Source organism: Pseudomonas sp. B21-047 (genome assembly GCF_024748775.1).
GTDB lineage: Bacteria > Pseudomonadota > Gammaproteobacteria > Pseudomonadales > Pseudomonadaceae > Aquipseudomonas > Aquipseudomonas capeferrum.
Genome location: NZ_CP087169.1, coordinates 4,984,013 through 5,008,578 on the forward strand (window position 1 = coordinate 4,984,013; position 24,566 = coordinate 5,008,578).

Genomic DNA, 24,566 nt, shown 5'->3' on the forward strand with positions numbered 1-24,566 from the left:
CATGCCCTTGTTGACCACCCCCTACGCCGAACTCGACCTGATCCGCCAGCCGGACCAGGCCAACGAACCTCTGCAGGCATTCGACGCCGCTGACGAGTACCTGCTCGCGCACTTGCATGAGCAGGCGCCTGACGCCAGCTGCCGGGTATTGGTGCTCAATGACAGCTTCGGTGCCCTGGCCGCCAGCCTGGCCGGGCAGCTTGCAGTGACCAGCAGTGGCGATTCGCACCTGGCGCACCTGGCCTTGGAAAAAAACCTCGCGCGCAACGGCAAGCCGTTCGACAGCGTGCCGTTCGTACCGGCCAGCGAACCGTGGCAGGGTCCGTTCGACCGGGTGCTGGTACGCGTGCCCAAGACCCTGGCCTTGCTCGAGGAGCAACTTATTCGTCTGCAGGGCCACCTGGCGCCCGGCGCGCAGGTGATTGCCGGGGCGATGATCAAGCACCTGCCCCGTGCCGCCGGTGAGCTGATGGAAAAGTACATCGGCCCGGTTCAGGCCTCGCTGGCGCAAAAGAAGGCCCGACTGCTGACGGCCACCGTTGCCGACCGCCCGGCCGCGCGCTCGCCCTACCCTAGCCGCTATCAGCTCGAAACGCCGGCCCTTGAGCTGCTCAACCACGCCAACGTGTTCTGCCGCGATGGCCTGGATATCGGCACCCGTGCCTTTCTCCCGCACCTGCCGCGCAACCTGGGCCAGGCCCGTGTCGCCGACCTTGGCTGCGGCAACGGCGTCCTGGCGATCGCCAGCGCACTGGCCAACCCCGAGGCGCATTACACGCTGGTCGACGAGTCGTACATGGCGGTGCAATCGGCGCGGGAAAACTGGCAGGCGGCACTGGGCGAGCGCCCGGCATTGATGCTGGCGGCCGATGGTTTGGCGGGGGTAGAAAAGCAGTCGCTGGACGTGGTGCTGTGCAATCCGCCGTTCCACCAGCAACAGGTGGTGGGCGACTTCCTCGCCTGGCGCATGTTCCAGCAGGCCCGGGAGGCACTGGTGGTAGGCGGTGCGTTGTATATCGTCGGTAACCGTCACCTGGGTTACCACAGCAAGCTGGCGCGGCTGTTCCGAGGGGTGGAACAGGTGGCGGCAACGCCGAAGTTCGTGATTCTCAAGGCCCGCAAGTAAGTGGCTGGGGCCGCTTGGCGGCCCCAGCCCCTTTAATGGGTAGTCAGCCCGGCTGCCCCCATGAACAGCCGCATTACCCAGGCCGCCACCCCCAGGGCCGCCACGCTCATCGCCCAGATCAGCACCAGCCAACCCAGCCGCTGCCACAAGGGCTTTTTCTCTTCTACACCATGCTTGCCGGTCATCATGCGGCCCTCCTAGTGATAGCCGTCTTCGTGAGTCACCTTGCCGCGGAACACGTAGTAGCTCCAGAAGGTATAGCCAAGGATGAACGGCAGGATGAACAACGTCCCCACCAGCATGAACCCTTGGCTCTGCGGCGGCGCCGCTGCATCCCAGATCGAGATCGACGGCGGGATGATGTTCGGCCACACACTGATACCCAGGCCGCTATAGCCGAGGAACACCAGCACCAGGGTCAGCAGGAACGGCGTGTAGTTGGCATTGCGCGCGACTGCCTTGAGCAACCCGTAGAAGGTCACCAGCACCAGGATCGGCACCGGCATGAACCAGATCAGGTTGGGCATGCTGAACCAGCGATCGGCAATCTGCGGGTAGGCGAGCGGCGTCCACAGGCTGACGATGCCGATTACCACCAGCAGCACCAGCGCCAGCGGCCTTGCCAGGTCATGCATCTGCAGTTGCAGCGGCCCCTCGGTCTTCATGATCAGCCAGGTGCAGCCCAGCAGGGTGTAGGCGACGATCAGGCCCAGGCCGCTGAACAGGCTGAACGGGGTCAGCCAGTCGAGCGTGCCACCGGCATAGTGGCGGTCGACCACCTTGAAGCCCTCGATGAACGCGCCCAGGGCAACCCCCTGGAAGAAGGTGGCGATCAGCGAACCCCAGATGAACGCCTTGTCCCAGATGTGGCGCTTGTCGTCCTTGGCCTTGAAGCGGAACTCGAAGGCCACGCCACGGAAGATCAGCCCGATCAGCATGAGTATTAGCGGCAGGTACAAGGCTTCGAGCACCACCGAATAGGCCATCGGGAAGGCCCCGAACAGCCCGGCGCCGCCCAGCACCAGCCAGGTCTCGTTGCCGTCCCATACCGGGGCGACGGTGTTCATCATCACATCACGGTCACGCTCGCCCTTGACGAAGGGGAAGAGCATGCCGATGCCCAAGTCGAAACCATCCATCACCACGTACATCATGACGCCGAAGATGATGATCACGGCCCAGATCAGCGGAAGGTCGATACCCATGGCTCAGTTCCCCTTGCTCAGGCTGGCAGTGTCGGCCTCATGGCCATAATCGGCGGCGGACAACGGCCGCGCCGGCGTGCGTTTCTGGCCTGGGCCACCCGGGTTGGGTTCATCACCCTCGCCCGTCTGCGGCCCTTTGCGCACCAGGCGCATCATGTAGCCAAGGCCGGTGCCGAACAGCGCGAAGTACACCACCACGAACGCCACCAGGGTAAAGCCGAGCTGCGCATAACTGTGGTTGGACACCCCTTCGGAGGTGCGCATCAGGCCATACACCACCCACGGCTGGCGGCCGATTTCGGTGGTGAACCAACCCGCAAGGATGGCGACAAGGCCAGAGGGGCCCATCCACAAGGTCAGGTACAGGAACGGCCTGGAGCTGTAGAGCGTGCCGCGCTTGCGCAGCCACAGGCTCCACAGGCCAACGAAGATCATCAGCAAGCCCAGCCCGACCATGACCCGGAACGACCAGAACACGATGGTCGAGTTAGGCCGGTCCGCCGCCGGGAATTCCTTCATCGCCGGCACTTGCTTGTCCAGGCTGTGAGTCAGGATCAGGCTGCCAAGCGCTGGGATCTCGACCTTGAAGCGCGTGGTCTCGGCTTTCATGTCGGGGATGCCGAACAGGATCAGCGGGGTCGGCTCGCCCGGCACGTTCTCCCAATGGCCTTCGATGGCCGCGATCTTCACGGGCTGGTGCTTGAGCGTGTTGAGGCCGTGGAAGTCACCGATCACCGCCTGGACCGGCGCGACGATCAGCGCCATCCACATGGCCATCGACAGCATCTTGCGCACGGCCGGGTTGTCACGCCCGCGCAGCAGGTGCCAGGCCGCCGATGCACCGACGAAGAAGGCGGTGGCGACGAACGCGGCGGTGGCCATGTGCATCAACCGGTAGGGGAACGAGGGGTTGAAGATCACTGCCAGCCAGTCCACCGGCACCACCCGGCCATCGATGATTTCGTGGCCTTGCGGGGTCTGCATCCAGCTGTTGGACGCCAGAATCCAGAAGGTCGAGACCAGCGTGCCAAGCGCCACCATGACCGTGGCGAAGAAGTGCAGGCCACGGCCCACACGGTTCCAACCGAACAGCATGACGCCCAGGAAGCCTGCCTCGAGGAAGAACGCCGTCAGCACCTCGTAGGTCAGCAAGGGGCCGGTGACGGCGCCGGCAAAATCGGAGAAGCGGCTCCAGTTGGTGCCGAACTGATAGGCCATGACCAGGCCAGAGACCACGCCCATGCCGAAGTTGACGGCGAAGATCTTCGACCAGAAGTGGTAAAGGTCACGGTAGACCTGGTGGTGGGTCCGCAGCCAAAGGCCTTCAAGGACCGCCAGATAGCTCGCCAGACCAATGGTGATGGCCGGGAACAAGATGTGAAAGGACACGGTAAACGCAAACTGGATTCGGGCGAGATCTAGGGCCTCTAAACCGAACATAGTGCTTCCTCTTCAGATAATCCGGCGTTCGGGCTCGTGGCCTTTGCGCCTACTGCCCCCACGGTATCGAGTGCGGCGAGTTTGAATTGTTCTGTGCAATCGCAGGGATTCCGGCCCAAGGGCCACATCGTTGCCGGTTCGTTGCAAATACAACGATTGATCCAGATCAACGACTGACTGCAAGCATAGTCCTGAATAGCCAGCCGGGCCGTGTGGTTGATTGCCGCGTGACCTGTTGCCCCACCCTCTTTCAGAACCTGTGAAAAAGTGCCGATCACGGCAAACAGTAACTGCTTGTTACAAACAGATGATAATCTGCCGGCCCCTCTACTGCGCCGAGGCCACAGGTTTCCGATGCCCGATTCCGCACCGCAGTTGTTGCGCCATCATCGCCCCTTCCTCGCCTTCTGGCTGGCCCGTGTGTTCACCGCCAGCGGCTTCCAGATGCTCACCGTGGCCATTGGCTGGCACCTCTACCAGCTCACCGGCAATGTGCTCGACCTGGGCCTGGTCGGCCTGGTCGAATTCGCCCCACGGGTGCTGTTCATGCTGCACACCGGGCATGTCGCCGACCGCTATGACCGGCGCAAGGTCGCTGCCCTGTGCCAAAGCCTGCAGGGGCTGATTGCCCTGGCGCTGGTAGTGGGCAGCGCCACCGACAACGTCAGCCGCGAGCTGATCTTCGCCCTGGCCTTCCTGCTGGGCGCCACGCGCTCGTTCGAGATGCCGGCCACCCAGGCCCTGCTGCCCAATGTGGTGCCGCCGGGGTTGTTCCCACGGGCGGTGGCGGCCTCGGCCTCGGCGACCCAGGCAGCCACCATCGTCGCCCCGGCGGTGGGCGGGTTGCTGTATGCCTTCGGCAGTATCTGGGTGTACGGCCCGACCGTGGCGCTGTACGCCATTGCCTGTGCGCTGACATTGAGCCTGGACGCACGCCAGCAAGTGGCCCAGCGTGGCCGTGCCAGCCTGGAGTCGCTGCTGGCCGGCATCCGCTTCATCCGCAGCCGGCCAGACATCCTCGGCGCCATCTCGCTGGACCTGTTCGCCGTGCTGCTGGGCGGTGCCACCGCGTTGTTGCCGGTGTTCGCCAAAGACATCCTGCTGACCGGCCCCTGGGGCCTGGGCCTGCTGCGCTCGGCACCGGCGGTGGGGGCGTTGCTGATGTCGCTGTGGTTGGCGCGCTTCCCGTTCGAGCGCAAGGTAGGCCGCACCATGTTCACCGCCGTGGGCGTGTTTGGCGTGGCGACCATCGCATTTGGCCTGTCGACGTCGTTCTGGTTCTCGCTGGCGGTGCTGGTGGTACTGGGCGCGGCGGACATGATCAGCATGGTCATTCGCAGTTCGTTCGTGCAACTGGAGACGCCAGATGAGATGCGCGGGCGGGTGAGCGCTGTGAACGGGCTGTTCATCGGTGCCTCGAACCAGCTCGGTGAATTCGAATCGGGCGTCACCGCGCACTGGTTTGGCACAGTGCCGGCGGTGGTGCTGGGGGGCGTGGGCACGCTGGTGGTGACCGGGGTGTGGATAAAATTGTTCCCGACCCTGGCCAAGCGCGACCGCTTGCACAGCGGTTGATGGCTCGGCGGTACTGGCCTCTTCACCGCTAAACCCCACTGCCACAGGCGATGGAAAAGCCATTCCCCGAAGGCCATAGGCCCCTGCCGAGCATGCTGGTATGATGCGCGGCTTTTTTCCGCCCCAGATAAAACCACGGCAACCGGTACGGTCTGTGCTTTGCTGATGGGGTCGATACATATCACGGCGCCGGGGGCGCCTTGGGGAGCGGGCATGCTGGAAAGGCTGTTTCAACTAAAAGCACACGACACCAATGTGCGCACCGAGATTCTTGCGGGCGTCACCACCTTCCTGGCCATGGCCTACATCCTGTTCGTCAACCCCAGCATCCTGGGCGAGACCGGCATGGACAAAGGTGCGATCTTCGTCGCCACCTGCCTGGCCGCGGCCATCGGTTCGGCGACCATGGGCCTGATCGCCAACTACCCGATCGCGCTGGCGCCGGGCATGGGCCTGAACGCCTTCTTCACCTATACCGTGGTTCTGCACATGGGCCATACCTGGCAGGTTGCGCTGGGTGCGGTGTTCCTGTCGGCGGTGATGTTCTTCCTGTTGTCGATCTTCCGCATCCGCGAATGGATCGTGAACAGCATCCCGCTGCCGCTGCGCTCGGCCATTGCCGCAGGCATCGGTTTGTTCCTGGCATTGATTGCCCTGCATAACGCGGGCATCGTCGTCGATAACCCGGCCACCCTGGTGGGCATGGGCGACCTCAAGCAGCCCTCGGTGATCCTCGCCACGCTGGGCTTCTTCCTGATCGTCGGCCTTGAGTCGCTGAAGGTGCGCGGCGCGGTGCTGATCGGCATCCTGGCCGTCACTGTCGCGTCGATCGCGATGGGCGTCACGCCGTTCGGCGGCATCGTGTCGATGCCCCCTTCGCTGGCACCGACCTTCCTGCAACTGGACATCGCCGGTGCCCTCGATGTGGGCCTGATCAGCGTGATCTTCGCCTTCCTGTTCGTCGACCTGTTCGACAACTCCGGCACCCTGATCGCCGTGGCCAAGCGCGCCGGCCTGATGGGCAAGGACGGCCACATGCCGAAGATGGGCCGCGCCCTGATCGCCGACAGCACCGCGGCCATGGCCGGTTCGCTGCTGGGCACCTCGACCACCACCAGCTACATCGAATCGGCTGCCGGCGTGAGCGCGGGCGGGCGTACCGGCCTGACCGCCATCGTGGTGGCCGTGCTGTTCCTGCTGGCGCTGTTCTTCGCACCGCTGGCCGGTAGCGTACCGGCCTTCGCCACGGCCCCGGCGCTGCTGTTCGTCGCCGTACTGATGGCTTCGGGCCTGGCGGAAATAAACTGGGACGACGTCACCGAAGCCGCGCCCGTGGTGGTGACGGCCCTGGCCATGCCACTGACCTACTCGATCGCCAACGGCATCGCCTTCGGCTTCATTTCCTGGACTGCCATCAAGCTGATTTCCGGCCGCCACCGCGACCTGAACCCGGCCCTGGTGATCCTTTCCATCCTGTTCGTCATCAAGCTGGGCTGGTTCAACGCATGAGTGCTGCTTTCGACCCCTCCTCCTACGCCACCCAGCTGGACGCCAAGGTTGCCCGGCTGCGCGAGCTGCTGGCGCCGTTTGGCGCGCCGGAACCGGCTGTTTTCGATTCGCCGCGCGAGCACTACCGCCTGCGCGCCGAGTTCCGCCTGTGGCGCGAGGACGGTCAGCGCCACTACGCGATGTTCGCCCCAGGCGAGAAGCACAAGGCGATCCTGATCGACGACTTCCCCATCGCCAGCGAGCGCATCAACCTGCTGATGCCGCGCCTCAAGGCGGCCTGGCAGGCCAGCGAGGCACTGAGCAACCGGCTGTTCCAGGTGGAGTTCCTTACCACCCTGGCGGGCGATGCGATGGTCACGATGTGCTACCACCGCCCGCTGGACGAGGCCTGGGAAGTGGCCGCACGGCAGCTGGCCGAAGACCTGGGGGTGAGCCTGATCGGCCGCTCCAAGGGCAAGCGCCTGGTGATCGGCCGTGATTATGCGGTGGAGCAACTGGACGTGGCGGGCCGCGTATTCAGCTATCGCCAGCCAGAAGGCGCGTTCACCCAGCCCAACGGCGCGGTGAACCAGAAGATGCTGAGCTGGGCCTACGACGCCATTGGCGAGCGCGACGATGACCTGCTGGAGCTGTACTGCGGCAATGGCAACTTCACCTTGCCGCTGGCCACCCGCGTGCGCCAAGTGCTGGCCACCGAGATCAGCAAGACGTCGGTCAATGCAGCGCTGAGCAACCTCGATGAGAACGGTGTGGATAACGTGCGGCTGGTGCGGCTGTCGGCTGAAGAGCTGACCCAGGCACTGAACGAGGTGCGGCCGTTCCGCCGGCTGGAAGGCATCGACCTGAAAAGCTATACGTTCGGCACCGTGTTCGTCGACCCGCCGCGTGCCGGCATGGACCCGGACACCTGCGAGCTGACCCGGCGTTTCGAGCGCATTCTGTACATCTCGTGCAACCCGGAAACGCTGGCGGCGAACATCGCCCAGCTGCAAGATACCCACCGTATCGAACGCTGCGCGCTGTTCGACCAGTTCCCGTATACCCATCACATGGAAAGCGGGGTGCTGCTGGTTCGGCGCTGATCCGTGTCGCGTTGGGGCCTGGCCGGCCCCAACGCACACTGCCAGGAGAGTTGCGCCGATGGACCAGTTCAGTGCCATGCACACCTTCCGCCGGGTCGTAGACCTCGGCAGCTTCAGCGCCGCCGCCAAGCAGGCCGGCGTCTCGCATACCGTGCTGTCACGCCAGGTGAAGCACCTCGAACGCCACCTCGGCACGCAGTTGCTCACCCGTACCACCCGCCGCCTGCACCTGACCGAAGCCGGTGCGCTGTTCTATCGCCATTGCGTGCAGATCCTCGAACAGATGCAGGCCATGACCCTTGAACTGTCCGAGCATCAGCAACAACCTGCCGGCACCTTGCGCCTGGGCGTTGCCACCGCCTTTGGCGAGCTGGAACTGGGGCGTTGGTTGCCAGATTTTGTCGAGCGCCATCCACAGCTACAGATTGAGCTGCACTGCAGCGATCGCTTCGTTGACCTGCTGGAGGAGGAGATCGATGTGTGCCTGCGGGTCACCGACCACCTGCCTGACTCCAGCCTGGTGGCACGCCGTCTGGCCACCAGTGAAGTCCTGCTGGTGGCCGCACCGCGCTACCTGCAACGCCACGGTACGCCCGCCTCACCCGACGACCTGGCCGGCCACCCGTTGCTCGGCTACAGCCAGTTGCTGCACCCGCAACGCTTGCAGGTGGCCAACGACACGGGCGAGCAGCGTGAAATCCTGATGCCCCGGCGCTTGAGCGCCAACTCCCCCATGGCCCTGCGCACCGCCGCCATCGGCGCCCTGGGCATCGCCAGTTTCGACCGTTTCATCGTCGATGATGCGCTGCGCGACGGGCGCCTGGTGCAGGTGCTGAGCCATTGGCGGCAGCCGGCGCGCAGCCTGTTCGCGGTTTATCCACAGAGCCGTTACCTGGCGCCCAAGGTGCGTGCGCTGCTGGATTACGTGCAGCACTACTACGCAACGCCCAGGTGGCAGGGCTGATTTGTGCTTTATCTGCACAAGTCTTGCGGAGTTGAGGCCGTATTTGTGCTCTTGATGATTCATTAACCTTCGCTGCACGTTACTTCAGCGAAGAGGACTCATCATGAAATCATTGCAGGCAGTCATCACCGGCATCGCGCTCAGCGCTGTGGCAATCCTCGCCCATGCAGCAGAACAAACCGTTTCGGTCCCTGACAACGCGGGCTTGAAGTGGCAGGACGTGCCCAACACCCGCGGCGCCGTCAGCTACGCCAACGTCGAAGGCGATATCTTTGGCAAGGGGCCGTATTCGGCTTATGTGAAATTCAGAAAAGGCACCGACAACGGCCTGCACCAGCACAGCCAGACCTTGCCGACAGTGGTATTGAGCGGGACGTTCTACGCAGTGATCGATGGCAAGCGCACCGAGTACCCGGCCGGAGCCTACTACAAACTGCCAGCCGACCTGGTGCATGAAAGTGGCTGCACGGCGGCTGCCGATTGCCTGTTATTCCAGTATCAGGCCGATGCCTTTGACCTGAAACCGGTCAAAGGTTGAGAGGCCGGGGCCGCCTTGCGGCCCCAAGCTTCACTCAGAAGTCGAAGAACACCGTCTCCCCTTCCCCCTGAATACGGATATCGAAACGATAGGCCGTCTTCCCATCCACTTCGCAACGCTTGGCAACCAACGTCTCACGGCGCTGCGGCTGCTCGATCAGGTTGAGCACCGGGCACTTGGCGTTGGCTTCGGCTTCATCGTCGAAATACAGGCGCGTGTGCAGGTGGATGTTGATGCCACGGGCAAACAGGCTGATGTTGATGTGCGGCGCCATCGGCACGCCAGCAGCATTGTTCACCACACCCGGCTTCACCGTTTGCACGGTCCATTCACCGGCATCGAAGGTGGTGGCAGTGCGGCCAAAGCTGTTGAAGGCGTTTTCCAGGTTGTATTGATCCTGGTACTGGCCGGCGGCATCGGCCTGCCACAGCTCCAGGAACGAATCGCGCACCAGGTGCCCGTTACCGTCATAGACCTGGCCGATCAACAGGATGTGTTCACCCGGTGCTTCTGGCTTGGCCAGGCGGTTCCAGATTTCCTGGTCGCGGGTCGGGTTGCCGGCCGCTTCCAGGGCCAGGCCGATGTGCACGTAGGGGCCGGCAGTCTGCGAAGGGGTTTCCGGCAGCAGTTCGATTGGCATGGCGGAGTCCTCAGCAGTTTTCGAAGTGGGTCTTGCGCTGGCCGCGCAGCACGATGTCGAAGCGGTACGCCAGGCAGTCCATCGGGTTGGCGTTGCTCATGTCGAGCTTGGCGATCAACTGCTGCACAGCCTCGGGGTTGGCGATCGACTTGACGATCGGGCACTTCGGGATCAGCGGGTCGCCCTCGAAGTACAGCTGGGTGATCAGCTTGGTGGCGATCGACGGGCCGCTGATGCCGAAGTGAATGTGCGCAGGGCGCCAGTCATTCGGGCCGTTGCGCCATGGGTACGGGCCGGGCTTGATGGTGCGGAAGCTGTAGTAGCCGTCGCGGTCGGTCAGGCAACGGCCAACGCCACCGAAGTTCGGGTCCAGCGGGGCCAGGTAGCGGTCGTTCTTGTGCCGGTAGCGGCCGCCGGCATTGGCCTGCCACATTTCTACCAAGGTGTTGGGCACCGGTTTGCCGTACTGGTCGACAACCCGGCCGGCAACAATGATGCGCTCACCGACTGGCAGGCCACCGTTGTTGAAGTTCAGCAGCAGGTCATGGTCGTGGGCACCGAAACCCAGGTGGGTGAAATCCGGGCCGGTGGTTTCGCTGATCGACTGCGGGATGCTGACCAGTGCCTGGCGCGGGGAGCGGGCAATGGACGTCTTGTAGTCGGGGGTCAGGGCTTTGGGGTGCCAGTTGCGATCACGGATCACGAAGCGGCTGGTGTCCTGGGCGGGCATGCCGTTTTCCTCTCTTGGTATTATCAAAACGCCTGTACGTGGCAGGCGGACTTGCAGTTTCGGATAACTCGCGTGGGATGAATACTGAAATCAGCCCCTCAATACATAACCATATGGTTATGGCTCAACACCTTTGGCTGACACCTTTCGCTGAGGTGAACTAGTCTTTGTCTTCTTGTTTCACGCTCCGGAGAGCATTCATGGAATGGCGAAAAGGCCGACGCAGCGACAACGTGGTCGATGCCCGAGGCGAAGGTGGCGGTGGTGGCGGCATGCGCTTTGGCGGCGGCAAGGGCCTGGGGCTGGGGGCGATCCTGCTGATCGTGGGCATTGGCTGGCTCACCGGGCAAGACCCGCTGCAGATCCTTGGCCAGCTCACCGGGCAAATGCAACAGCAACAGCAGGCCCCCAGTAGCGTGGGCACCAAGGCGCCGCCGGCCAATGACCAGCAGGCCGAATTCGTCGCCTCGGTGCTGGGTGACACCGAAGACACCTGGAAGGCGCTGTTCTCCCAGGCCGGCAAGCAGTACCGCGACCCCAAGCTGGTGCTATTCAACGGCCAGGTCAACTCTGCCTGCGGCTTCGCTTCGGCGGCGGTGGGCCCGTTCTACTGCCCGGCCGACCAGCGGGTGTACCTGGACATGTCGTTCTTCCGCGAGATGGAAACCCGCTTCGCCGCAGCGGGCGACTTCGCCCAGGCCTATGTCATCGCCCACGAAATCGGCCACCACGTGCAGACCCTGCTCGGCGTGTCGGCCAAGGTTGATGCGGCCCGCCGCAATGGGCAGCGCATGGAGGGCGACAACGGCTTGCTGGTACGCCAGGAACTGCAGGCCGATTGCCTGGCCGGGGTGTGGGCGTATCAGGCACAAAAGCGCCTGAACTGGCTGGAGCCAGGGGACGTCGAGGAAGCACTGAATGCGGCCAACGCCATTGGTGACGACCGCCTGCAGCAGAAAGGCCAGGGGCGCGTGGTGCCCGACTCTTTCACCCACGGCACCTCGGCGCAGCGCGTGCGCTGGTTCAAGGCTGGCTTTGCCGAGGGCGAAGTGAACAGCTGCGATACCTTCAGTGCACGTAACCTGTGACACCCTGCGGGGCTGCCTGGCAGCCCCCGTTTCAACCGGACGACCGGTTACAAATCTGCTGAAAAAGCGTTTCAGCTTCCAGCTTCATTGCCGATAACCCCTGCACGAATCAGCGGGCACCCAGAACAACAACGCCTTGCGATCGACGATCAAGAGAGCGAAAACAACTTCTGGAGTGCGCGCATGAACAGCTGGTTTGCCAACATCAGCGTCAACCTCAAACTCGGCCTGGGCTTCGGCCTGGTGCTGATCCTCACCGGCCTGCTGGCCCTGACTGGCTGGACCAGCCTCGGCAGCCTGATCGACCGCAGCAACTGGATGAGCGATATCAGCCAGCTCAACAAGGACCTGACTGACCTGCGCATTGCCCGCCTGCAGTACATGATTGCCAACGGCGACGATGCGGCGGCTGCCAACACCCTGGCCAAGCTGGATACCTTCAGCAACCAGCAGCAACGCCTGGTCGGCTCGTTCAAGAGCCCGGAGAACGTCAAACTGCTGCACGACCTTGGGCAGACCATCAGCCAGTACAAGGTGTCGCTGGGCACCATGCGCGCAGGCTACAACGCCACCCGCGCCGCCCGCGATGCCATGAATGTTTCTTCAGCCAAGGCCGACCAGGCCATGGATGCCCTCAGCCAGGACGTCATGGCACGCCTCGAAAGTGACAGCGTGCGCTTGGCCCAGTACCAGCTGATCAGCAAGGCCCGCCAGCAACTGCTGCAGGTGCGCATCGACGTGCGCGGCTACATTGCCGATAACAGCGCGGCCAACGAGCAGGCTGCGCTGCGCCAGCTCGAAGCGGCGCTGGCCGAGGTCGACAACCTCAAGCGCCAGCTGCCCACTGCTGATGCCCGCCTGCAACAGTTCGAACAGTCGGTGCTGGCCTACCGTGACGCCGTGCGTCAGTTCCGCGATGCCCTCGCCGATATCACCAGCGCACGCGCAGAAATGACCGTCCAGGGCGCCGACATCGTCAAGACCAGCGACGCGCTGTACAAGATCCAGCTGGAGCGCCGCGACATCGAGAGTGCACAGGCCCGCAGCCTGCAGGCCATCGCGACCCTGCTGGCGTTGCTGGTAGGCATACTGGCAGCGGTGCTCATCACCCGGCAGATCACCCGCCCGCTGCAGGAAACCTTGCAAGCGGTGGAACGCATCGCGGGCGGCGACCTGACACACGACCTGCGTGTCACCCGCCGTGATGAGCTGGGCGTGCTGCAACAGGGCATCGCCCGCATGGGCACCACCCTGCGCGAACTGATCAGCGGCATCCGCGACGGCGTCACCCAGATCGCCAGCGCCGCCGAAGAGCTGTCGGCCGTTACCGAACAGACCAGCGCAGGTGCCAACAGCCAGAAGGTCGAAACCGACCAAGTGGCCACCGCGATGCATGAAATGGCGGCAACCGTTCAGGAAGTCGCCCGCAACGCTGAGCAGGCCTCGCATGCCGCCACCGGTGCCGATGACGAAGCCCGTGCCGGCGACCGTGTGGTCGGTGAGGCAATCAGCCAGATCGAACGCCTGGCCGCAGAAGTGCACCGCTCCACTGAAGCCATGAGCCTGCTGCAGCAGGAAAGCCAGAAGATCGGCAGCGTCATGGACGTGATCAAGTCGGTGGCCGAACAGACCAACCTGCTGGCGCTGAACGCCGCGATCGAAGCCGCCCGTGCCGGCGAGGCGGGCCGCGGCTTTGCCGTGGTCGCCGACGAAGTGCGCGGCCTGGCGCAGCGTACGCAGAAGTCCACCGAAGAGATCGAAGAGCTGATCGCCAGCTTGCAGCACGGCACCCAGCAAGTGGCCACGGCCATGCAGGGTAGCCGGACCCTGACCGACAGCAGCGTCGAACTGGCACGCAAGGCCGGTGCCTCGCTGGAAAGCATCACCGGCACGGTGTCGAACATTCAGTCGATGAACCAGCAGATTGCGGCGGCGGCGGAAGAGCAGAGCGCGGTGGCGGAAGAAATCAGCCGGAGCATTCTGAATGTGCGGGATGTGTCTGAGCAGACCGCGGCGGCCAGTGACGAGACGGCGGCGTCCAGTGTTGAGCTGGCGCGGTTGGGGGGGCAGTTGCAGATGCTGGTGAGCCAGTTCCGTGTCTGATCTCTGAAGCGCATTCGCGGGGCAAGCCCGCTCCCACAACCTGAAAGTTTGTGGGAGCGGGCTTGCCCCGCGAAAGGACTCCCCGCCCGCTGGAAGCTATTACTTGACGACCATCCCCACCCCGCGCCCACGCGGGTCCGACGCCGTCTCAAGCTTCGCCCCGTTCACCCGAATGGCCTGGATATCGCCCATCTCCCAGCCTTGGTCTTCGAGCACGTAACCCATTTTCTTCAGGTCGTCCGCTACCGGCCCGGTCAGCGGCGCATAGCTGTCGAAATAAAGGGTGTCCTTGGGCAGCAACTGATGGTGCACGCGCTGTGCGGCCACCGCCTTCTCAAGTGGCATGCCGTAGTCGTACAGGTTGTTCATCACCTGGAAGATCGACGTGAAGATCCGCGAACCGCCCGGCGTGCCGATCACCAGCTCGACCTTGCCATCGCGGGTCATCAGGCTTGGGCTCATGGATGACAGCATGCGCTTGCCGGGCTCGATGGCGTTGGCATCACCGCCGACCACGCCAAAGGCATTGGCCGCCCCCGGTTTGGCGCTGAAGTCGTCCATCTCGTCATTGAGCAGGAAGCCGGCGCCCTTGACCACCACACCACTGCCGTAGTCGAGGTTGAGGGTGTAGGTGTTGCTGACCGCATTGCCCTGCTTGTCGACGATCGAGAAGTGCGTGGTCTGGTGCGGCTCCAGGCCCGGCTTGACGTCGTCGGTTGCCGAAATGGCCTTGGGGTTGACCTGCGCGGCGCGCTTGGCCAGGTAATCCTTGGCAATCAATTGATCCACCGGCACCTTGGTGAACGCCGGGTCACCCAGGTAGTCGGCGCGGTCGGCGAACACGCGCTTCTCGATCTCGGCCAGCAAGTGGATGTACTGCGCAGAGTTGTGCGCGACGCCTTTGAAGTCCGCCGCACGGTCTTCCTTGATACCCAGCAGCTGGGCCAGGGCCACACCGCCAGAGCTTGGCGGCGGCGCGGTGTAGACCACGTTGCCACGCCAGCTCAGGGCCATCGGCTCACGCCAGACGGCCTTGTAGTCCTTGAGGTCTTGCTTGGTGATCAGGCCTTTGTCCGCCTGCATCTGCGCCACCAGCAGGTCGGCGGTCTTGCCCTGGTAGAACTCGCTCACGCCCTTGTCGGCAATGCGTTCGAGGGTCTGGGCCATCTCGGGCTGCTTGAACAGCTCGCCCACCTTCATGGTGCCGAAATAGTCGTTGAAATTGGTCGCGGTCTTGAACAGGCCTTGGGCATCGTTGCGGTACTGGTACTGCTTTTCGGCGATCTTGAAGCCGTTTTTCGCATAACCGATGGCCGGGGTCAGCAACTCGCTCCAGGGCAGCTTGCCGAACTTCTGGTGCGCCTCCCACAACCCCATCACCGTGCCGGGCACGCCGGCGGCGCGCACGCCAACCAGGCTCAGGTTCTCGATCACTTCGCCCTTGTCGTCCAGGTACATGTTGCGGCTGGCGGCCTTGGGCGCCACTTCGCGGTAGTCGAGGAAGTAGGGTTTGCCGTCGACGAACAGGGTCATGAAGCCACCGCCGCCGATGTTACCGGCTTCAGGGTAGGTCACCGCCAGGGTGAACGCCGTTGCCACGGCGGCGTCCACGGCGTTGCCGCCTTTTTTCAGAATATCGGCGGCCACCTGTGCGCCATATTGATCAGGCGCGGCCACTGCGCCACCCTCAAGGGTGGCCGCAAAGGCCGAGGAACAGCTCAGGATAGCGGCTCCGAGGGCCATGGACTGGAACAGGACAATACGCATGACACTTCCTTGGTGTTGTTTTTGTTGATCAGTCAGTAAGGCCGAAGCGCGTCGACTGCGCAATCCAACGTAGGAAGTTTCGCCGCCTTTGGGCAGGATTTGTCGCGTTCAGGCAACTCAGCAGGCGTACATCGCCAGCTTGCGCTGGATGAAGTCGAGGAAGCACTGGATGCGCAGCGCCAGCTGGGTGTTGCGGTAATACACCGCATGGATCGGCTGACGGTACCCGTTGTTGGCATCGCCCAGCAGCACCTGCAGGCGGCCGCTGCGGATGTCTTCGTGGGTCATGAAGTGCGACAGGCTGACGATGCCCTCCCCGGCCAGGGCCAACTGGCGCAGGGTCTCGCCGCTGGAGGCGATCAGCGCAGGGCGGATCGCCCAGCGGTCGCCCTGGGCATGGCGCAACGGCCAGTGGTTGAGCGACTCAGGCTGGCTGAACCCCAGCAGGCAGTGGTTGGCCAGGTCTTCGACGTGCTGCGGCGTGCCATGGCGTTCCAGGTAGGTAGGGCTGGCCAGCACCTGCACCGGGCTGCAGCCCAGGTTGCGGGCGTGCAGGCTGGAATCGGCCAGCTCACCGATGCGGATCGCCACATCGGTGCTTTGCTCCAGCAGGTCGATGATCAGGTCGTCGGTGTTGAGTTCCAGCTCGATGCCGGGGTACTGGCGGCGGAATTCGCCGATCCAGGGCAGGATGGCATGCAGCATGAACGGCGCAGCGGCGTTGATGCGCAGGCGCCCAGTGGCGGTCTGGCGGTTCATCGACAGGCGCTCTTCCATCTCGTCCATCTGTTCCAGAATCACCCGCGAGCGCGCCAGGAAGAAACGGCCTTCTTCGGTCAGGTCCATGCGCCGGGTGGTGCGGTTGACCAAGGTGGTGCCGAGTTTGGCCTCCAGGCGCGACAGGGTGCGGCTGACGGCGGACGGGGTCTGGCCCATCTGCTCGGCAGCGGCGGAGATCGAACCGCAGTCGATCACGGCGACGAATACCTGGAGTTCTTCGGATCGGGTTTTCACGCGCTTGGCCTTGGCTGGAGTGTGCGGTGATAGATAGCGGGTCAGTGGGCTCTGTGCAAGGGGGCTGCTGTGCAGCCCCTGTCACAGGCGCTTACGCAGCCTTGCCAAACACCTTGCCCAGGTGCGCTTCATAAGCGGCCAACGCCGCTGGTACATCCGGGCGCTTCATTACATCCACCGCCAGGAAGGTCGGCAACCCGGTCATGCCGAGGAACTGGTTGGCCTTGTGGAACGGGAAGTACACGGCGTCCACACCCTTGCCCTCGAAGAAATCGCCAGGGTTGTCGAACGCTTGCTGCGGGGCATTCCAGGTCAGCGACAGCATGTACTGCTTGCCCTGGATCAGGCCACCGCTGCCGTACTTCTGCGAAGCATCCGAGCGGGTCCGGCCGTCGCTGGCGTACAGGCTGCCGTGCCCTTCGGTGAAGACATCATCGATGTACTTCTTCACCGTCCACGGTGCGCCCATCCACCAACCGGGCATCTGGTAGATCACCACATCCGCCCAGAGGAACTTCTCGACCTCCTCCTGCACGTCGTAGCCACCGTCGATGAAGGTCTGGCGCACGTCGAAACCGGCACGGTCCAGATGAGCGAGCGCCGCTTCGTGCAGGGTCGCGTTGAGGCGGCCATCGGAGTGAGCGAACTGTTTACCGCCGTTGAGCAAAAGGATCTTTTTCATGCTGGCCTCGATGTGTCGATGTCGATCCGAGGCCTGATTGCCTTGATCGAGTCAAATGGGATGACCGGCAGATTAGGGAGTCGCTGGCCTGGGAAAAAGCAGGCATGAGGCAAAATACAATTGACTTGAAATCACGAATTACCAAGCCATTATTGCCTTAGAATCGTTTCATCATTCACCAGCGAGTAGCGATCCATGAGCGAGCAGTACGCTTTTATCCTTAAAGCCAAGACCCGCCCGGAAATGGCCGAAGCCTTCGAAACCCTGTTCCGCGCCTATGTCGAACCAAGCCGCCAGGAGCCGGGCTGTATCGAGTACCACATGCTGCGCGACAAGGCCGACCCCAGCCTGTTCGTGTTCTACGAGGTGTGGGCAGACAAGGCGGCACTGGATGTGCACTCGGCCCTGCCGCACATGGTCGCGTTCTTCGAAAAGCGCATGGACTACCTGGAGCGCGAATTCGATGTCCAGTTGATCGACATGCTCAGCGCCGCCTCTGCTAACCGTTGATCAGCAAATGGCCGCCGAGCACGGCCAGGCCGATGAAGAAGCAGCGTTTGAACAGCGCCGCGCTGATGCGCTGGCGCAACCACTGGCCCGCCAGCATGCCCACCAGCGCTGGCGCCAGCATCAGCAATGATGCACCCAGCGCCTGGCCGCCCAAGGCATCTTGCACGGCCAGGCCCAGGGCCAATGCCACGGTCGAGACCGTGAACGCCAGGCCCAGCGCCTGGATCATCTCGTCACGGTTCAAACCCAGGCTTTGCAGGTACGGCACTGCCGGCATCACGAACACCCCGGTAGCGGCCGTTACCACGCCCGTCACCAGCCCGCAGATCGGCCCCAGCCACCACTCCCGCCTGTGCGCCACGCTCAGCCCCGGGCCAATCAGCCCATACACGGCATAGGCTACCAGCGCTGCGCCAAGCGCATGCACCGCCCAGGGGCCGCTGTTGATGCCCAACCAGGCGCTGCCGGCCAGGGTGCCGACGAAGATCATCGCCAGCATTGGCCCCAGCCGCCGCAGCAGCGCCAGCAGATGGCCGCCGGCCGCCAGTTGCCAGAGGTTGGTGAGGGTCGAAGGTACGATCAACAAGGCGGCAGCCTGCGCGGGCGGCATAGCCAGCCCCAGCAGCCCCATGGCGATGGTCGGCAGCCCGAGGCCGATGACACCTTTGACCGTGCCTGCCAGCAGGAAGGTAATCACCACCAGCAAAGTCAATGCCGGGCCGAGGGTCTGATAGAACGCGATCAAGGTATTCATGCCGCCATGATGGCGTGCGGCTGGCTGGCTGAAAATCTGCCATATACTCAGCCAGACTATCGCCAGGACAGAGGCACATGCACTTCGACCTGATTGACCTCGCGCTTTTCCGGCACACCTTGGAGTGCGGCAACATCACTGCCGGCGCGCGCCGCAGCCACCTGTCGCTGCCCGCTGCCAGCGCCCGTATTCGCGCCATGGAAGCCTCCCTGGGTACACCGCTGCTCGCGCGTAATCGCCGTGGCGTACAGCCGACCCCAGCCGGCCAAGCGTTGCTGCAACATGCCCGGCTGATCGGGCAGCAGGTCGAGCGCCTGCAGTTCGACCTGGCTCACTTTTCCCAGGGCCTGCAAGGCCAGGTACGGCTGCTGTGCAACACGGCGGCGCTGACCGAATACCTGCCCGAGTTGCTGGCCTGCTACCTTGCCGACCACCCCGCCGTCAGTGTCGATGTCCAGGAGCTGCCGAGCTTGCACATCGTGCAATCGATCACTCAGGGCATGGCGGACCTGGGGATCATCTCGAGCGCAGCGCCCAGTGAGCATCTGCAGACCCTGCCGTTTCGCGATGACCCACTGGTGCTGGTGACACCCCTTGAGCACCCCTTGGCGGCGCACCCTGCCCCGAGCTTCATCGACAGCCTCGCCCATGGCCATGTCGGGCTGGGGGCGGACAGCGCCTTGGCGTTGTACCTGGAGGAACAGGCACTGCGTGAGGGCAGGCGTATGCGCGTACGGGTGCGGGCCGATGGCTTCGATGGGGTGCTGCGCATGGTCGCGGGCGGCGCGGGGGTGGGGGTGGTGCCACTGGCTTCGGTGAAGCGCTGGCAAGGGCTGTTGCCGCTGCACTGGGTGGCGCTGCACGAGGGCTGGGCCAATCGCCAGCTGCTGGTGTGTGCACGGGACTTCGCCGCATTGCCGGGGTATGCCGCGGGTTTGGTCAGGCGCTTGACCAGCCGGCCAAGCGCGGTTGTGTAGGCGCGCAAATCTGGCGACCGCGCTTGCCGCCAGGCGGGCTCTTTGCCCACAATCAGGCTGCACCAAGAAAAGGAGTTTCCAGTGCCATCGATCTACCAGCTCAAGCCCCGCTTCCAGGCCCTGCTCCGCCCCGGCGTGAAGCGCCTCCACGAGCGCGGCGTCACCGCCAATCAGGTCACCGTCGCCGCCGGCCTGGTGTCGGTCCTGCTGGGCCTGCTGCTGGCAGGCCTCAGCCACATCACTTGGCTGTTCATCCTGATCCCGGTGTGGATGCTGCTGCGCATGGCCCTCAATGCCGTCGACGGCATGCTTGCGCGCGAATTCGGCCAGCAATCCAGGCTCGGCGCCTACCTCAACGAACTGTGCGACGTGATCGCCGACGCCGCGCTGTACCTGCCCTTCGCCCTGTTGGCCGGCGTCTGGCCGAGCCTGGTGGTGCTGGTGGTACTGAGCGCCACGGTGAGTGAATACGCCGGGGTAATGGGCCCGCTGGCAGGCGCATCCAGGCGCTACGACGGGCCGATGGGCAAGAGCGACCGGGCATTTGCCTTCGGCGTGCTGGGCACCGCCGTAGCCTTCGGCCTGCTCGACGCCAACTGGCTGAACGGCCTCTTGCTGGTCATCTTCGCGCTCTCGCTCTATACCCTCTACAACCGGGTTCGCCGAGGGCTGGCCGAAGCCCGCTGAGCCCATCGCCCCGGACAAGGATTCTCGCCATGCGCCAAGCGCAATCGCTGCATTTCTCCACCCATGACGGTGTCGAGCTGCACTACCGTCATTGGCCCGCTACCCGCAACGAACACCAGCCACGCCGTGCCGTGGTGATGTTCCACCGTGGCCACGAACACGGCGGGCGCATGGCCCACCTGGCCGACGAACTGGACATGCCGGGCTACGACTTTTTCGCCTGGGACGCCCGCGGCCACGGCCAGTCGCCAGGTGCCCGCGGCGACAGCCCGGGGTTCGCCACCAGCGTGCGCGACGTGCAGACCTTCATCGAGCATCTGCAGACCGTGCATGGCATCGCCGAGCAGGACATGGTGGTGCTGGCGCAAAGCGTCGGTGCCGTACTGATCGCCACCTGGGCGCACGACTACGCGCCCAAGGTGCGCTGCCTGGTGCTGGCCTCGCCGGCGTTCAAGGTCAAGCTGTACGTGCCCTTCGCACGCCCTGGCCTGAAACTGCTCAAGGCCGTGCGCGGCAACTTCTTCGTCAACAGCTACGTCAAGCCGCGCCTGCTCACCCACGACCCCGAGCGGGTCATGTCGTATGTGGCCGACCCGCTGATCAGCCGGCCGATTTCGGTGACAATGCTGTTGGGCCTGTACGACGCGGCCGACCGCGTAGTGGCGGACGCCCAGGCGATCCAGGTGCCGACTCAGCTGCTGGTCTCGGGTGCCGACCTGGTGGTCGAGCGCAAACCGCAGGTGCGCTTCTTCGAGCGCCTGGGCAGCGCGCGCAAGGAAATGCACACCCTCCCAGGTTTTTTCCACGACACCCTCGGTGAGCGCGACCGCGCCCATGCACTCAGGCGTATCGAGCGTTTCGTCGGGCATTGCTTCGACAGCCCTGTGCAGGCCCCTTCGCTGCTCGATGCCGACAAGGTCGGCGCCAGCTGCGCAGAGGCCGAGAGCCTGGCCGCGCCCTTGCCGCGCAACTCGCCGCGCGACCTCTACTGGCGTGCCACCCGCGCCGGCCTGCGCCTGGGCCAAGGGCTGGCCGAAGGCGTGAAGCTGGGGTTCGACACCGGCTTCGACTCCGGCAGCACCCTCGACTACGTCTACCGCAACCAGGCCACAGGCAAAGGCAAGCTGGGCCGCATGATCGACCGCAACTACCTCGACGCCATTGGCTGGCGCGGCATACGCCAGCGCAAAGTGCACGTCGAAGCGCTGCTGCGCGAGGCCATCACCCGCCTGCGCGCGCAGCAACGGCCGGTGCATATCGTCGACATCGCTGCCGGCCATGGTCGCTACATCCTCGAAGCCCTGCAGGACCTCGAACAACTGCCAGACTCGATCCTGCTGCGCGACTACAGCGAGCTGAACGTGCAACAGGGCAGCGCATTGATCGCCGAAAAAGGCCTGGCCGAGGTTGCCCGCTTCGTCCAGGGCGATGCCTTCGACCGCGCCAGCCTCGCGGCGCTGCAGCCAGGCCCTACGCTGGCGGTGGTATCCGGCCTGTACGAACTGTTCCCCAGCAACACCCAGGTAGGCAACTCTCTCGCCGGCCTGGCCGATGCCGTCGAAGAGGGCGGTTACCTGGTCTACACCGGCCAGCCCTGGCACCCGCAACTGGAAATGATCGCCCGCGCCCTGACCAGCCACCGCGGCGGCGAAGCGTGGGTAATGCGCCGGCGCAGCCAGGCAGAGATGGACCAACTGGTCGAGGCGGCGGGCTTTCGCAAGCTGGCCCAGCGCATCGACGAATGGGGCATCTTCAGCGTCAGCCTGGCGCAACGGGTGCGTGAATGAACCCAGCGCGTGAGCCCGGGCTGATTCGCCGTGGCCTGCTCTGGCTCCTGCTGCTGGGGCCGTTCTTCTTCCTCAGCTATGGGCTGGTGAACACCCACACCGCCGGGCGCAGTGATGTCGGCAGCCTGGTGTTCGGCTGGGAACAGCACATGCCGCTGTGGCCGTGGACGATCATCCCGTACTGGTCGATCGACCTGCTGTATGGCTTGTCGTTCCTGCTGCCGCGCACCCGGCGGGAGATGGACCGGCATGCCCTGGCGTTGCTCACGGCACAGGTGGTCAGCGTGAGCTGCTTCTTGCTCTGGCCGCTGCGCTTCACCTTCGAACGGCCCGAGATAGGTGGGCTGTATGGCGGGTTGTTCGATGTGCTGATGGGCTTCGACAAGCCTTACAACCAGGCGCCATCGCTGCATATCGCCTTGCTGGTGATCATCTGGGCGATGTTCGCCCGGCACGTGCACCGCCAGCCCTGGCGCTGGGCCATGCACAGCTGGATGGCGCTGATCGGCGTGTCGGTGCTGACCACCTGGCAGCATCATTTCATCGACGTGCCCACCGGCGCGTTGGCGGGGTTTGTCTGCCTGTGGCTATGGCCGCGCCAAGGGCTGTTGCCGTGGCAGCAGGCGCGGCTGGCGCGCGATCGCACACGCTGGCGGCTGGCGCTCTACTACGGTTTGGGGGCGTTGCTGTGCGCGCTGGCGGTGTTCACGGCAGGTGGCGCATGGCTGTGGTTGGCATGGCCTGGCGTGGCGCTGCTGCTGGTGGCGCTGAACTACAGCGTGTTCGGTGCCGGCGGTTTTCAGAAAGACACGCAGGGGCGCTTGTCGGCTGCTGCCTCCTGGCTGATGGCGCCCTACCTGATCGGGGCGTGGATCAACTCGCGGCTATGGACCTGGCGCCGTCCGCAGCCAGACGCGGTATGTGACGGTGTATTCCTGGGGCGGCTACCTGGGCGTGGCGAAGGTGGGCAGTTCGCTGCCATCGTCGACCTTTGCGCAGAGCTGCCGCGCCGTTCGGCCGGCACTGGCCCCTTCGCGCAGCAGGGCTATCGAGCGCTCGCCACCCTGGACCTGATCGCCCCCGACAGCACCCTGCTGCACGACGCCGCCGCCGCCATCGAGCAACTGCGCCCTCAAGGCCCCTTGCTGGTCTGCTGCGCCTTGGGTTACTCGCGCAGCGCCAGCGCCGTGGCGGCGTGGCTACTGCTCACTGGCCGCTGCCCCGACGCAGAGCAAGCCGAGCAGCGGGTTCGCCAGGCCCGCCCTGGCGTGGTCTTGCACCCCGCCCATCGGCAGGTGCTGCAACGGCTAGGCGCACAGCGATGAGCCTGCACCTGATCGCCAGCCTGCTGGCCCGTGGCCGTCAGCTGGAGCACCTGTCGGACGGCATCACCCTGTTGGCCCTGGGCTATGGCCTGGCCCCCTTGCTGGGCGCACAACTGCCTGCCCTGGCCAGCCTGTTGTGCGCCGTGTTGCTGGTGCTGGGTGTGCTGCACAAGTACTGGGCCATCCGCGTCGCGCTGGACGCCGAGCTGTTCGCCCGCCTCGCCAGCAGCCCTGACCTGCCCGCCGACACCCAGGCCCTGGACCGCGCCCTGTTCGACCTCAACCTCAAACCGCATGCCACCGACAGCCGCGACTGGCCCGCCCGCAGCCACGCCGCGCTGGCCCTGCTGCGCCGTCAGGCCGCGTGCCTGGGCCTGCAACTGTCGCTGACCTTGGCTACCCTGCTGACACTGCCTTTTACCGGATGACTACCGCCCCATGCTTGCGACCCTGACCGCCTTCGTCATCACCTCCGCCGCCCGGCTGATCACCGGTGCCCGTGCCCTGTGGCTCGGCTGCACGCCGTTGCCGGTGCAACGCCTGTATTTCGCCAACCACAGCAGCCACGGCGACTTCGTGCTGCTGTGGGCGTCGCTGCCAGAACCCCTGCGCAAGCGCACCCGCCCAGTGGCCGGAGCCGACTACTGGGCAAAGCCCGGCATCCGCGATTTTCTCATCCGCAAAGTCTTCAACGGCATATTGATCGAGCGACAGCGCACAGAAGGCCAAGGCAGCCCCCTGCAGCCAATACTCGAAGCGGTGGCCCAAGGCGACTCGTTGATCTTCTTCCCGGAGGGCACCCGCAACCTTGGCGACGAACCGCTCATGCCGTTCAGAAGCGGGCTGTTCCGCCTGGCCGCAGCCAACCCCGAGGTCGAGCTGGTGCCCGTGTGGATCGCCAACCTCAACCGGGTCATGCCCAAGGGCCGCGCCCTGCCATTGCCGCTGCTGTGCACATTGAGCTTCGGCGAACCCCTGAACCTGCACGCTGATGAAAGCAAGCAGGCCTTTCTGCAGCGGGCCAGCCAGGCCCTGCTGAACCTGGCGCCGAAGGATGCCTGAC

At 64.5% G+C, this 24,566-nt stretch carries 24 protein-coding genes; 15 read left to right on the plus strand and 9 right to left on the minus strand.

Annotated elements, in window-relative coordinates; translation table 11 throughout:
- Window position 1 precedes the first annotated feature (1 nt).
- Window positions 2–1,126: a methyltransferase gene (locus tag LOY26_RS22580; RefSeq protein ID WP_047582611.1), complete on the plus strand. Its 1,125-nt coding sequence runs from the start codon at window positions 2–4 to the stop codon at window positions 1,124–1,126.
- 32 nt (window positions 1,127–1,158) lie between these two features.
- Here the strand turns inward: LOY26_RS22580 and LOY26_RS22585 are convergent, their stop codons facing one another.
- Genes LOY26_RS22585 through LOY26_RS22595 form a run of 3 tightly spaced genes read right to left on the minus strand, consistent with a single transcriptional unit; the run spans window position 1,159 to window position 3,771 of the window.
- Window positions 1,159–1,314, minus strand: a complete 156-nt coding sequence (locus LOY26_RS22585) for a DUF2474 domain-containing protein (protein WP_033702943.1) — start codon at window positions 1,312–1,314, stop codon at window positions 1,159–1,161.
- Window positions 1,315–1,323: 9 nt separating this feature from the next.
- The gene (gene cydB / locus LOY26_RS22590) at window positions 1,324–2,331 is read right to left on the minus strand and encodes a cytochrome d ubiquinol oxidase subunit II (protein ID WP_033702944.1); all 1,008 of its coding nucleotides are present in this window, start codon (window positions 2,329–2,331) and stop codon (window positions 1,324–1,326) included.
- A gap of 3 nt (window positions 2,332–2,334) precedes the next feature.
- On the minus strand, window positions 2,335–3,771 hold the full coding sequence (locus LOY26_RS22595) for a cytochrome ubiquinol oxidase subunit I (protein WP_258714111.1): 1,437 nt from the start codon (window positions 3,769–3,771) through the stop codon (window positions 2,335–2,337).
- A gap of 354 nt (window positions 3,772–4,125) precedes the next feature.
- Between LOY26_RS22595 and LOY26_RS22600 the strand changes: the two genes are divergently transcribed.
- From LOY26_RS22600 to LOY26_RS22620, 5 genes are all read left to right on the plus strand, one after another.
- Complete coding sequence (locus LOY26_RS22600) at window positions 4,126–5,346, plus strand: MFS transporter (RefSeq protein ID WP_033702946.1); 1,221 nt, start codon at window positions 4,126–4,128, stop codon at window positions 5,344–5,346.
- 213 nt (window positions 5,347–5,559) lie between these two features.
- Window positions 5,560–6,855 carry an NCS2 family permease gene (locus LOY26_RS22605; RefSeq protein WP_033702948.1) on the plus strand — a complete coding sequence of 432 codons (1,296 nt, stop codon included), beginning with the start codon at window positions 5,560–5,562 and terminating at the stop codon, window positions 6,853–6,855.
- Window positions 6,852–7,937, plus strand: coding sequence for a tRNA (uridine(54)-C5)-methyltransferase TrmA (gene trmA, locus LOY26_RS22610; RefSeq protein ID WP_033702949.1), 1,086 nt, complete (start codon window positions 6,852–6,854; stop codon window positions 7,935–7,937). Before LOY26_RS22605 ends, trmA begins: the two co-directional genes overlap by 4 nt.
- Before the next feature lie 58 nt (window positions 7,938–7,995).
- Window positions 7,996–8,901, plus strand: coding sequence for a LysR family transcriptional regulator (locus tag LOY26_RS22615; protein ID WP_258714112.1), 906 nt, complete (start codon window positions 7,996–7,998; stop codon window positions 8,899–8,901).
- Window positions 8,902–9,004: 103 nt separating this feature from the next.
- Window positions 9,005–9,439, plus strand: a complete 435-nt coding sequence (locus LOY26_RS22620) for a cupin domain-containing protein (RefSeq protein ID WP_258714113.1) — start codon at window positions 9,005–9,007, stop codon at window positions 9,437–9,439.
- A 34-nt stretch (window positions 9,440–9,473) separates the two neighbouring features.
- On the opposite strand, the gene pcaG is transcribed toward LOY26_RS22620, so the two are convergent.
- Complete coding sequence (pcaG, locus tag LOY26_RS22625) at window positions 9,474–10,079, minus strand: protocatechuate 3,4-dioxygenase subunit alpha (protein ID WP_033702952.1); 606 nt, start codon at window positions 10,077–10,079, stop codon at window positions 9,474–9,476.
- A 10-nt stretch (window positions 10,080–10,089) separates the two neighbouring features.
- On the minus strand, window positions 10,090–10,809 hold the full coding sequence (pcaH, locus tag LOY26_RS22630) for a protocatechuate 3,4-dioxygenase subunit beta (RefSeq protein ID WP_033702953.1): 720 nt from the start codon (window positions 10,807–10,809) through the stop codon (window positions 10,090–10,092).
- A 200-nt stretch (window positions 10,810–11,009) separates the two neighbouring features.
- Between pcaH and LOY26_RS22635 the strand changes: the two genes are divergently transcribed.
- The gene (locus tag LOY26_RS22635; protein WP_095064169.1) at window positions 11,010–11,897 is read left to right on the plus strand and encodes a neutral zinc metallopeptidase; all 888 of its coding nucleotides are present in this window, start codon (window positions 11,010–11,012) and stop codon (window positions 11,895–11,897) included.
- Window positions 11,898–12,080: 183 nt separating this feature from the next.
- Window positions 12,081–14,000 (plus strand): methyl-accepting chemotaxis protein, encoded by a 1,920-nt coding sequence (locus tag LOY26_RS22640; protein WP_186663323.1) that lies wholly within the window; start codon window positions 12,081–12,083, stop codon window positions 13,998–14,000.
- Between the two features lie 99 nt (window positions 14,001–14,099).
- Here LOY26_RS22640 and ggt read toward each other — a convergent pair whose 3' ends face one another.
- From ggt to LOY26_RS22655, 3 genes are all read right to left on the minus strand, one after another.
- Window positions 14,100–15,767 carry a gamma-glutamyltransferase gene (gene ggt, locus LOY26_RS22645; RefSeq protein WP_186658906.1) on the minus strand — a complete coding sequence of 556 codons (1,668 nt, stop codon included), beginning with the start codon at window positions 15,765–15,767 and terminating at the stop codon, window positions 14,100–14,102.
- A gap of 117 nt (window positions 15,768–15,884) precedes the next feature.
- Window positions 15,885–16,781, minus strand: coding sequence for a LysR family transcriptional regulator (locus LOY26_RS22650; protein ID WP_033702958.1), 897 nt, complete (start codon window positions 16,779–16,781; stop codon window positions 15,885–15,887).
- A 91-nt stretch (window positions 16,782–16,872) separates the two neighbouring features.
- Complete coding sequence (locus LOY26_RS22655) at window positions 16,873–17,463, minus strand: NAD(P)H-dependent oxidoreductase (RefSeq protein WP_033702959.1); 591 nt, start codon at window positions 17,461–17,463, stop codon at window positions 16,873–16,875.
- A gap of 195 nt (window positions 17,464–17,658) precedes the next feature.
- On the opposite strand from LOY26_RS22655, the gene LOY26_RS22660 reads away from it, so the two are divergent.
- A complete protein-coding gene (locus LOY26_RS22660; RefSeq protein ID WP_156311107.1) occupies window positions 17,659–17,973 on the plus strand; it encodes a putative quinol monooxygenase in 315 nt (104 codons plus the stop codon).
- Here LOY26_RS22660 and LOY26_RS22665 read toward each other — a convergent pair.
- Window positions 17,963–18,727: a sulfite exporter TauE/SafE family protein gene (locus LOY26_RS22665; protein ID WP_258714114.1), complete on the minus strand. Its 765-nt coding sequence runs from the start codon at window positions 18,725–18,727 to the stop codon at window positions 17,963–17,965. The two genes, LOY26_RS22660 and LOY26_RS22665, sit on opposite strands and share 11 nt — an antisense overlap.
- 77 nt (window positions 18,728–18,804) lie before the next feature.
- On the opposite strand from LOY26_RS22665, the gene LOY26_RS22670 reads away from it, so the two are divergent.
- From LOY26_RS22670 to LOY26_RS22695, 6 genes are all read left to right on the plus strand, one after another.
- Window positions 18,805–19,704, plus strand: a complete 900-nt coding sequence (locus tag LOY26_RS22670) for a LysR family transcriptional regulator (protein WP_258714115.1) — start codon at window positions 18,805–18,807, stop codon at window positions 19,702–19,704.
- A gap of 81 nt (window positions 19,705–19,785) precedes the next feature.
- Entirely contained in the window at window positions 19,786–20,391 is a 606-nt protein-coding gene (locus LOY26_RS22675; RefSeq protein WP_095064164.1) for a CDP-alcohol phosphatidyltransferase family protein, read from the plus strand.
- A 29-nt stretch (window positions 20,392–20,420) separates the two neighbouring features.
- Complete coding sequence (locus LOY26_RS22680) at window positions 20,421–22,178, plus strand: bifunctional alpha/beta hydrolase/class I SAM-dependent methyltransferase (RefSeq protein ID WP_258714116.1); 1,758 nt, start codon at window positions 20,421–20,423, stop codon at window positions 22,176–22,178.
- Window positions 22,175–23,503 carry a phosphatase PAP2/dual specificity phosphatase family protein gene (locus LOY26_RS22685; RefSeq protein ID WP_258714117.1) on the plus strand — a complete coding sequence of 443 codons (1,329 nt, stop codon included), beginning with the start codon at window positions 22,175–22,177 and terminating at the stop codon, window positions 23,501–23,503. Before LOY26_RS22680 ends, LOY26_RS22685 begins: the two co-directional genes overlap by 4 nt.
- Window positions 23,500–23,931: a hypothetical protein gene (locus LOY26_RS22690; protein ID WP_033702966.1), complete on the plus strand. Its 432-nt coding sequence runs from the start codon at window positions 23,500–23,502 to the stop codon at window positions 23,929–23,931. Before LOY26_RS22685 ends, LOY26_RS22690 begins: the two co-directional genes overlap by 4 nt.
- A 10-nt stretch (window positions 23,932–23,941) precedes the next feature.
- On the plus strand, window positions 23,942–24,565 hold the full coding sequence (locus LOY26_RS22695) for a lysophospholipid acyltransferase family protein (protein WP_258714118.1): 624 nt from the start codon (window positions 23,942–23,944) through the stop codon (window positions 24,563–24,565).
- Window position 24,566: the final 1 nt, after the last annotated feature.

Coding starts and splice junctions, on each gene's coding strand:
- LOY26_RS22580 (WP_047582611.1), top strand. CDS start 2: ATGCCCTTGTTGACCACCCCCTACGCCGAACTCGACCTGATCCGCCAG.
- LOY26_RS22585 (WP_033702943.1), bottom strand. CDS start 1,314: ATGATGACCGGCAAGCATGGTGTAGAAGAGAAAAAGCCCTTGTGGCAG.
- cydB (WP_033702944.1), bottom strand. CDS start 2,331: ATGGGTATCGACCTTCCGCTGATCTGGGCCGTGATCATCATCTTCGGC.
- LOY26_RS22595 (WP_258714111.1), bottom strand. CDS start 3,771: ATGTTCGGTTTAGAGGCCCTAGATCTCGCCCGAATCCAGTTTGCGTTT.
- LOY26_RS22600 (WP_033702946.1), top strand. CDS start 4,126: ATGCCCGATTCCGCACCGCAGTTGTTGCGCCATCATCGCCCCTTCCTC.
- LOY26_RS22605 (WP_033702948.1), top strand. CDS start 5,560: ATGCTGGAAAGGCTGTTTCAACTAAAAGCACACGACACCAATGTGCGC.
- trmA (WP_033702949.1), top strand. CDS start 6,852: ATGAGTGCTGCTTTCGACCCCTCCTCCTACGCCACCCAGCTGGACGCC.
- LOY26_RS22615 (WP_258714112.1), top strand. CDS start 7,996: ATGGACCAGTTCAGTGCCATGCACACCTTCCGCCGGGTCGTAGACCTC.
- LOY26_RS22620 (WP_258714113.1), top strand. CDS start 9,005: ATGAAATCATTGCAGGCAGTCATCACCGGCATCGCGCTCAGCGCTGTG.
- pcaG (WP_033702952.1), bottom strand. CDS start 10,079: ATGCCAATCGAACTGCTGCCGGAAACCCCTTCGCAGACTGCCGGCCCC.
- pcaH (WP_033702953.1), bottom strand. CDS start 10,809: ATGCCCGCCCAGGACACCAGCCGCTTCGTGATCCGTGATCGCAACTGG.
- LOY26_RS22635 (WP_095064169.1), top strand. CDS start 11,010: ATGGAATGGCGAAAAGGCCGACGCAGCGACAACGTGGTCGATGCCCGA.
- LOY26_RS22640 (WP_186663323.1), top strand. CDS start 12,081: ATGAACAGCTGGTTTGCCAACATCAGCGTCAACCTCAAACTCGGCCTG.
- ggt (WP_186658906.1), bottom strand. CDS start 15,767: ATGCGTATTGTCCTGTTCCAGTCCATGGCCCTCGGAGCCGCTATCCTG.
- LOY26_RS22655 (WP_033702959.1), bottom strand. CDS start 17,463: ATGAAAAAGATCCTTTTGCTCAACGGCGGTAAACAGTTCGCTCACTCC.
- LOY26_RS22660 (WP_156311107.1), top strand. CDS start 17,659: ATGAGCGAGCAGTACGCTTTTATCCTTAAAGCCAAGACCCGCCCGGAA.
- LOY26_RS22665 (WP_258714114.1), bottom strand. CDS start 18,727: ATGAATACCTTGATCGCGTTCTATCAGACCCTCGGCCCGGCATTGACT.
- LOY26_RS22670 (WP_258714115.1), top strand. CDS start 18,805: ATGCACTTCGACCTGATTGACCTCGCGCTTTTCCGGCACACCTTGGAG.
- LOY26_RS22680 (WP_258714116.1), top strand. CDS start 20,421: ATGCGCCAAGCGCAATCGCTGCATTTCTCCACCCATGACGGTGTCGAG.
- LOY26_RS22685 (WP_258714117.1), top strand. CDS start 22,175: ATGAACCCAGCGCGTGAGCCCGGGCTGATTCGCCGTGGCCTGCTCTGG.
- LOY26_RS22690 (WP_033702966.1), top strand. CDS start 23,500: ATGAGCCTGCACCTGATCGCCAGCCTGCTGGCCCGTGGCCGTCAGCTG.
- LOY26_RS22695 (WP_258714118.1), top strand. CDS start 23,942: ATGCTTGCGACCCTGACCGCCTTCGTCATCACCTCCGCCGCCCGGCTG.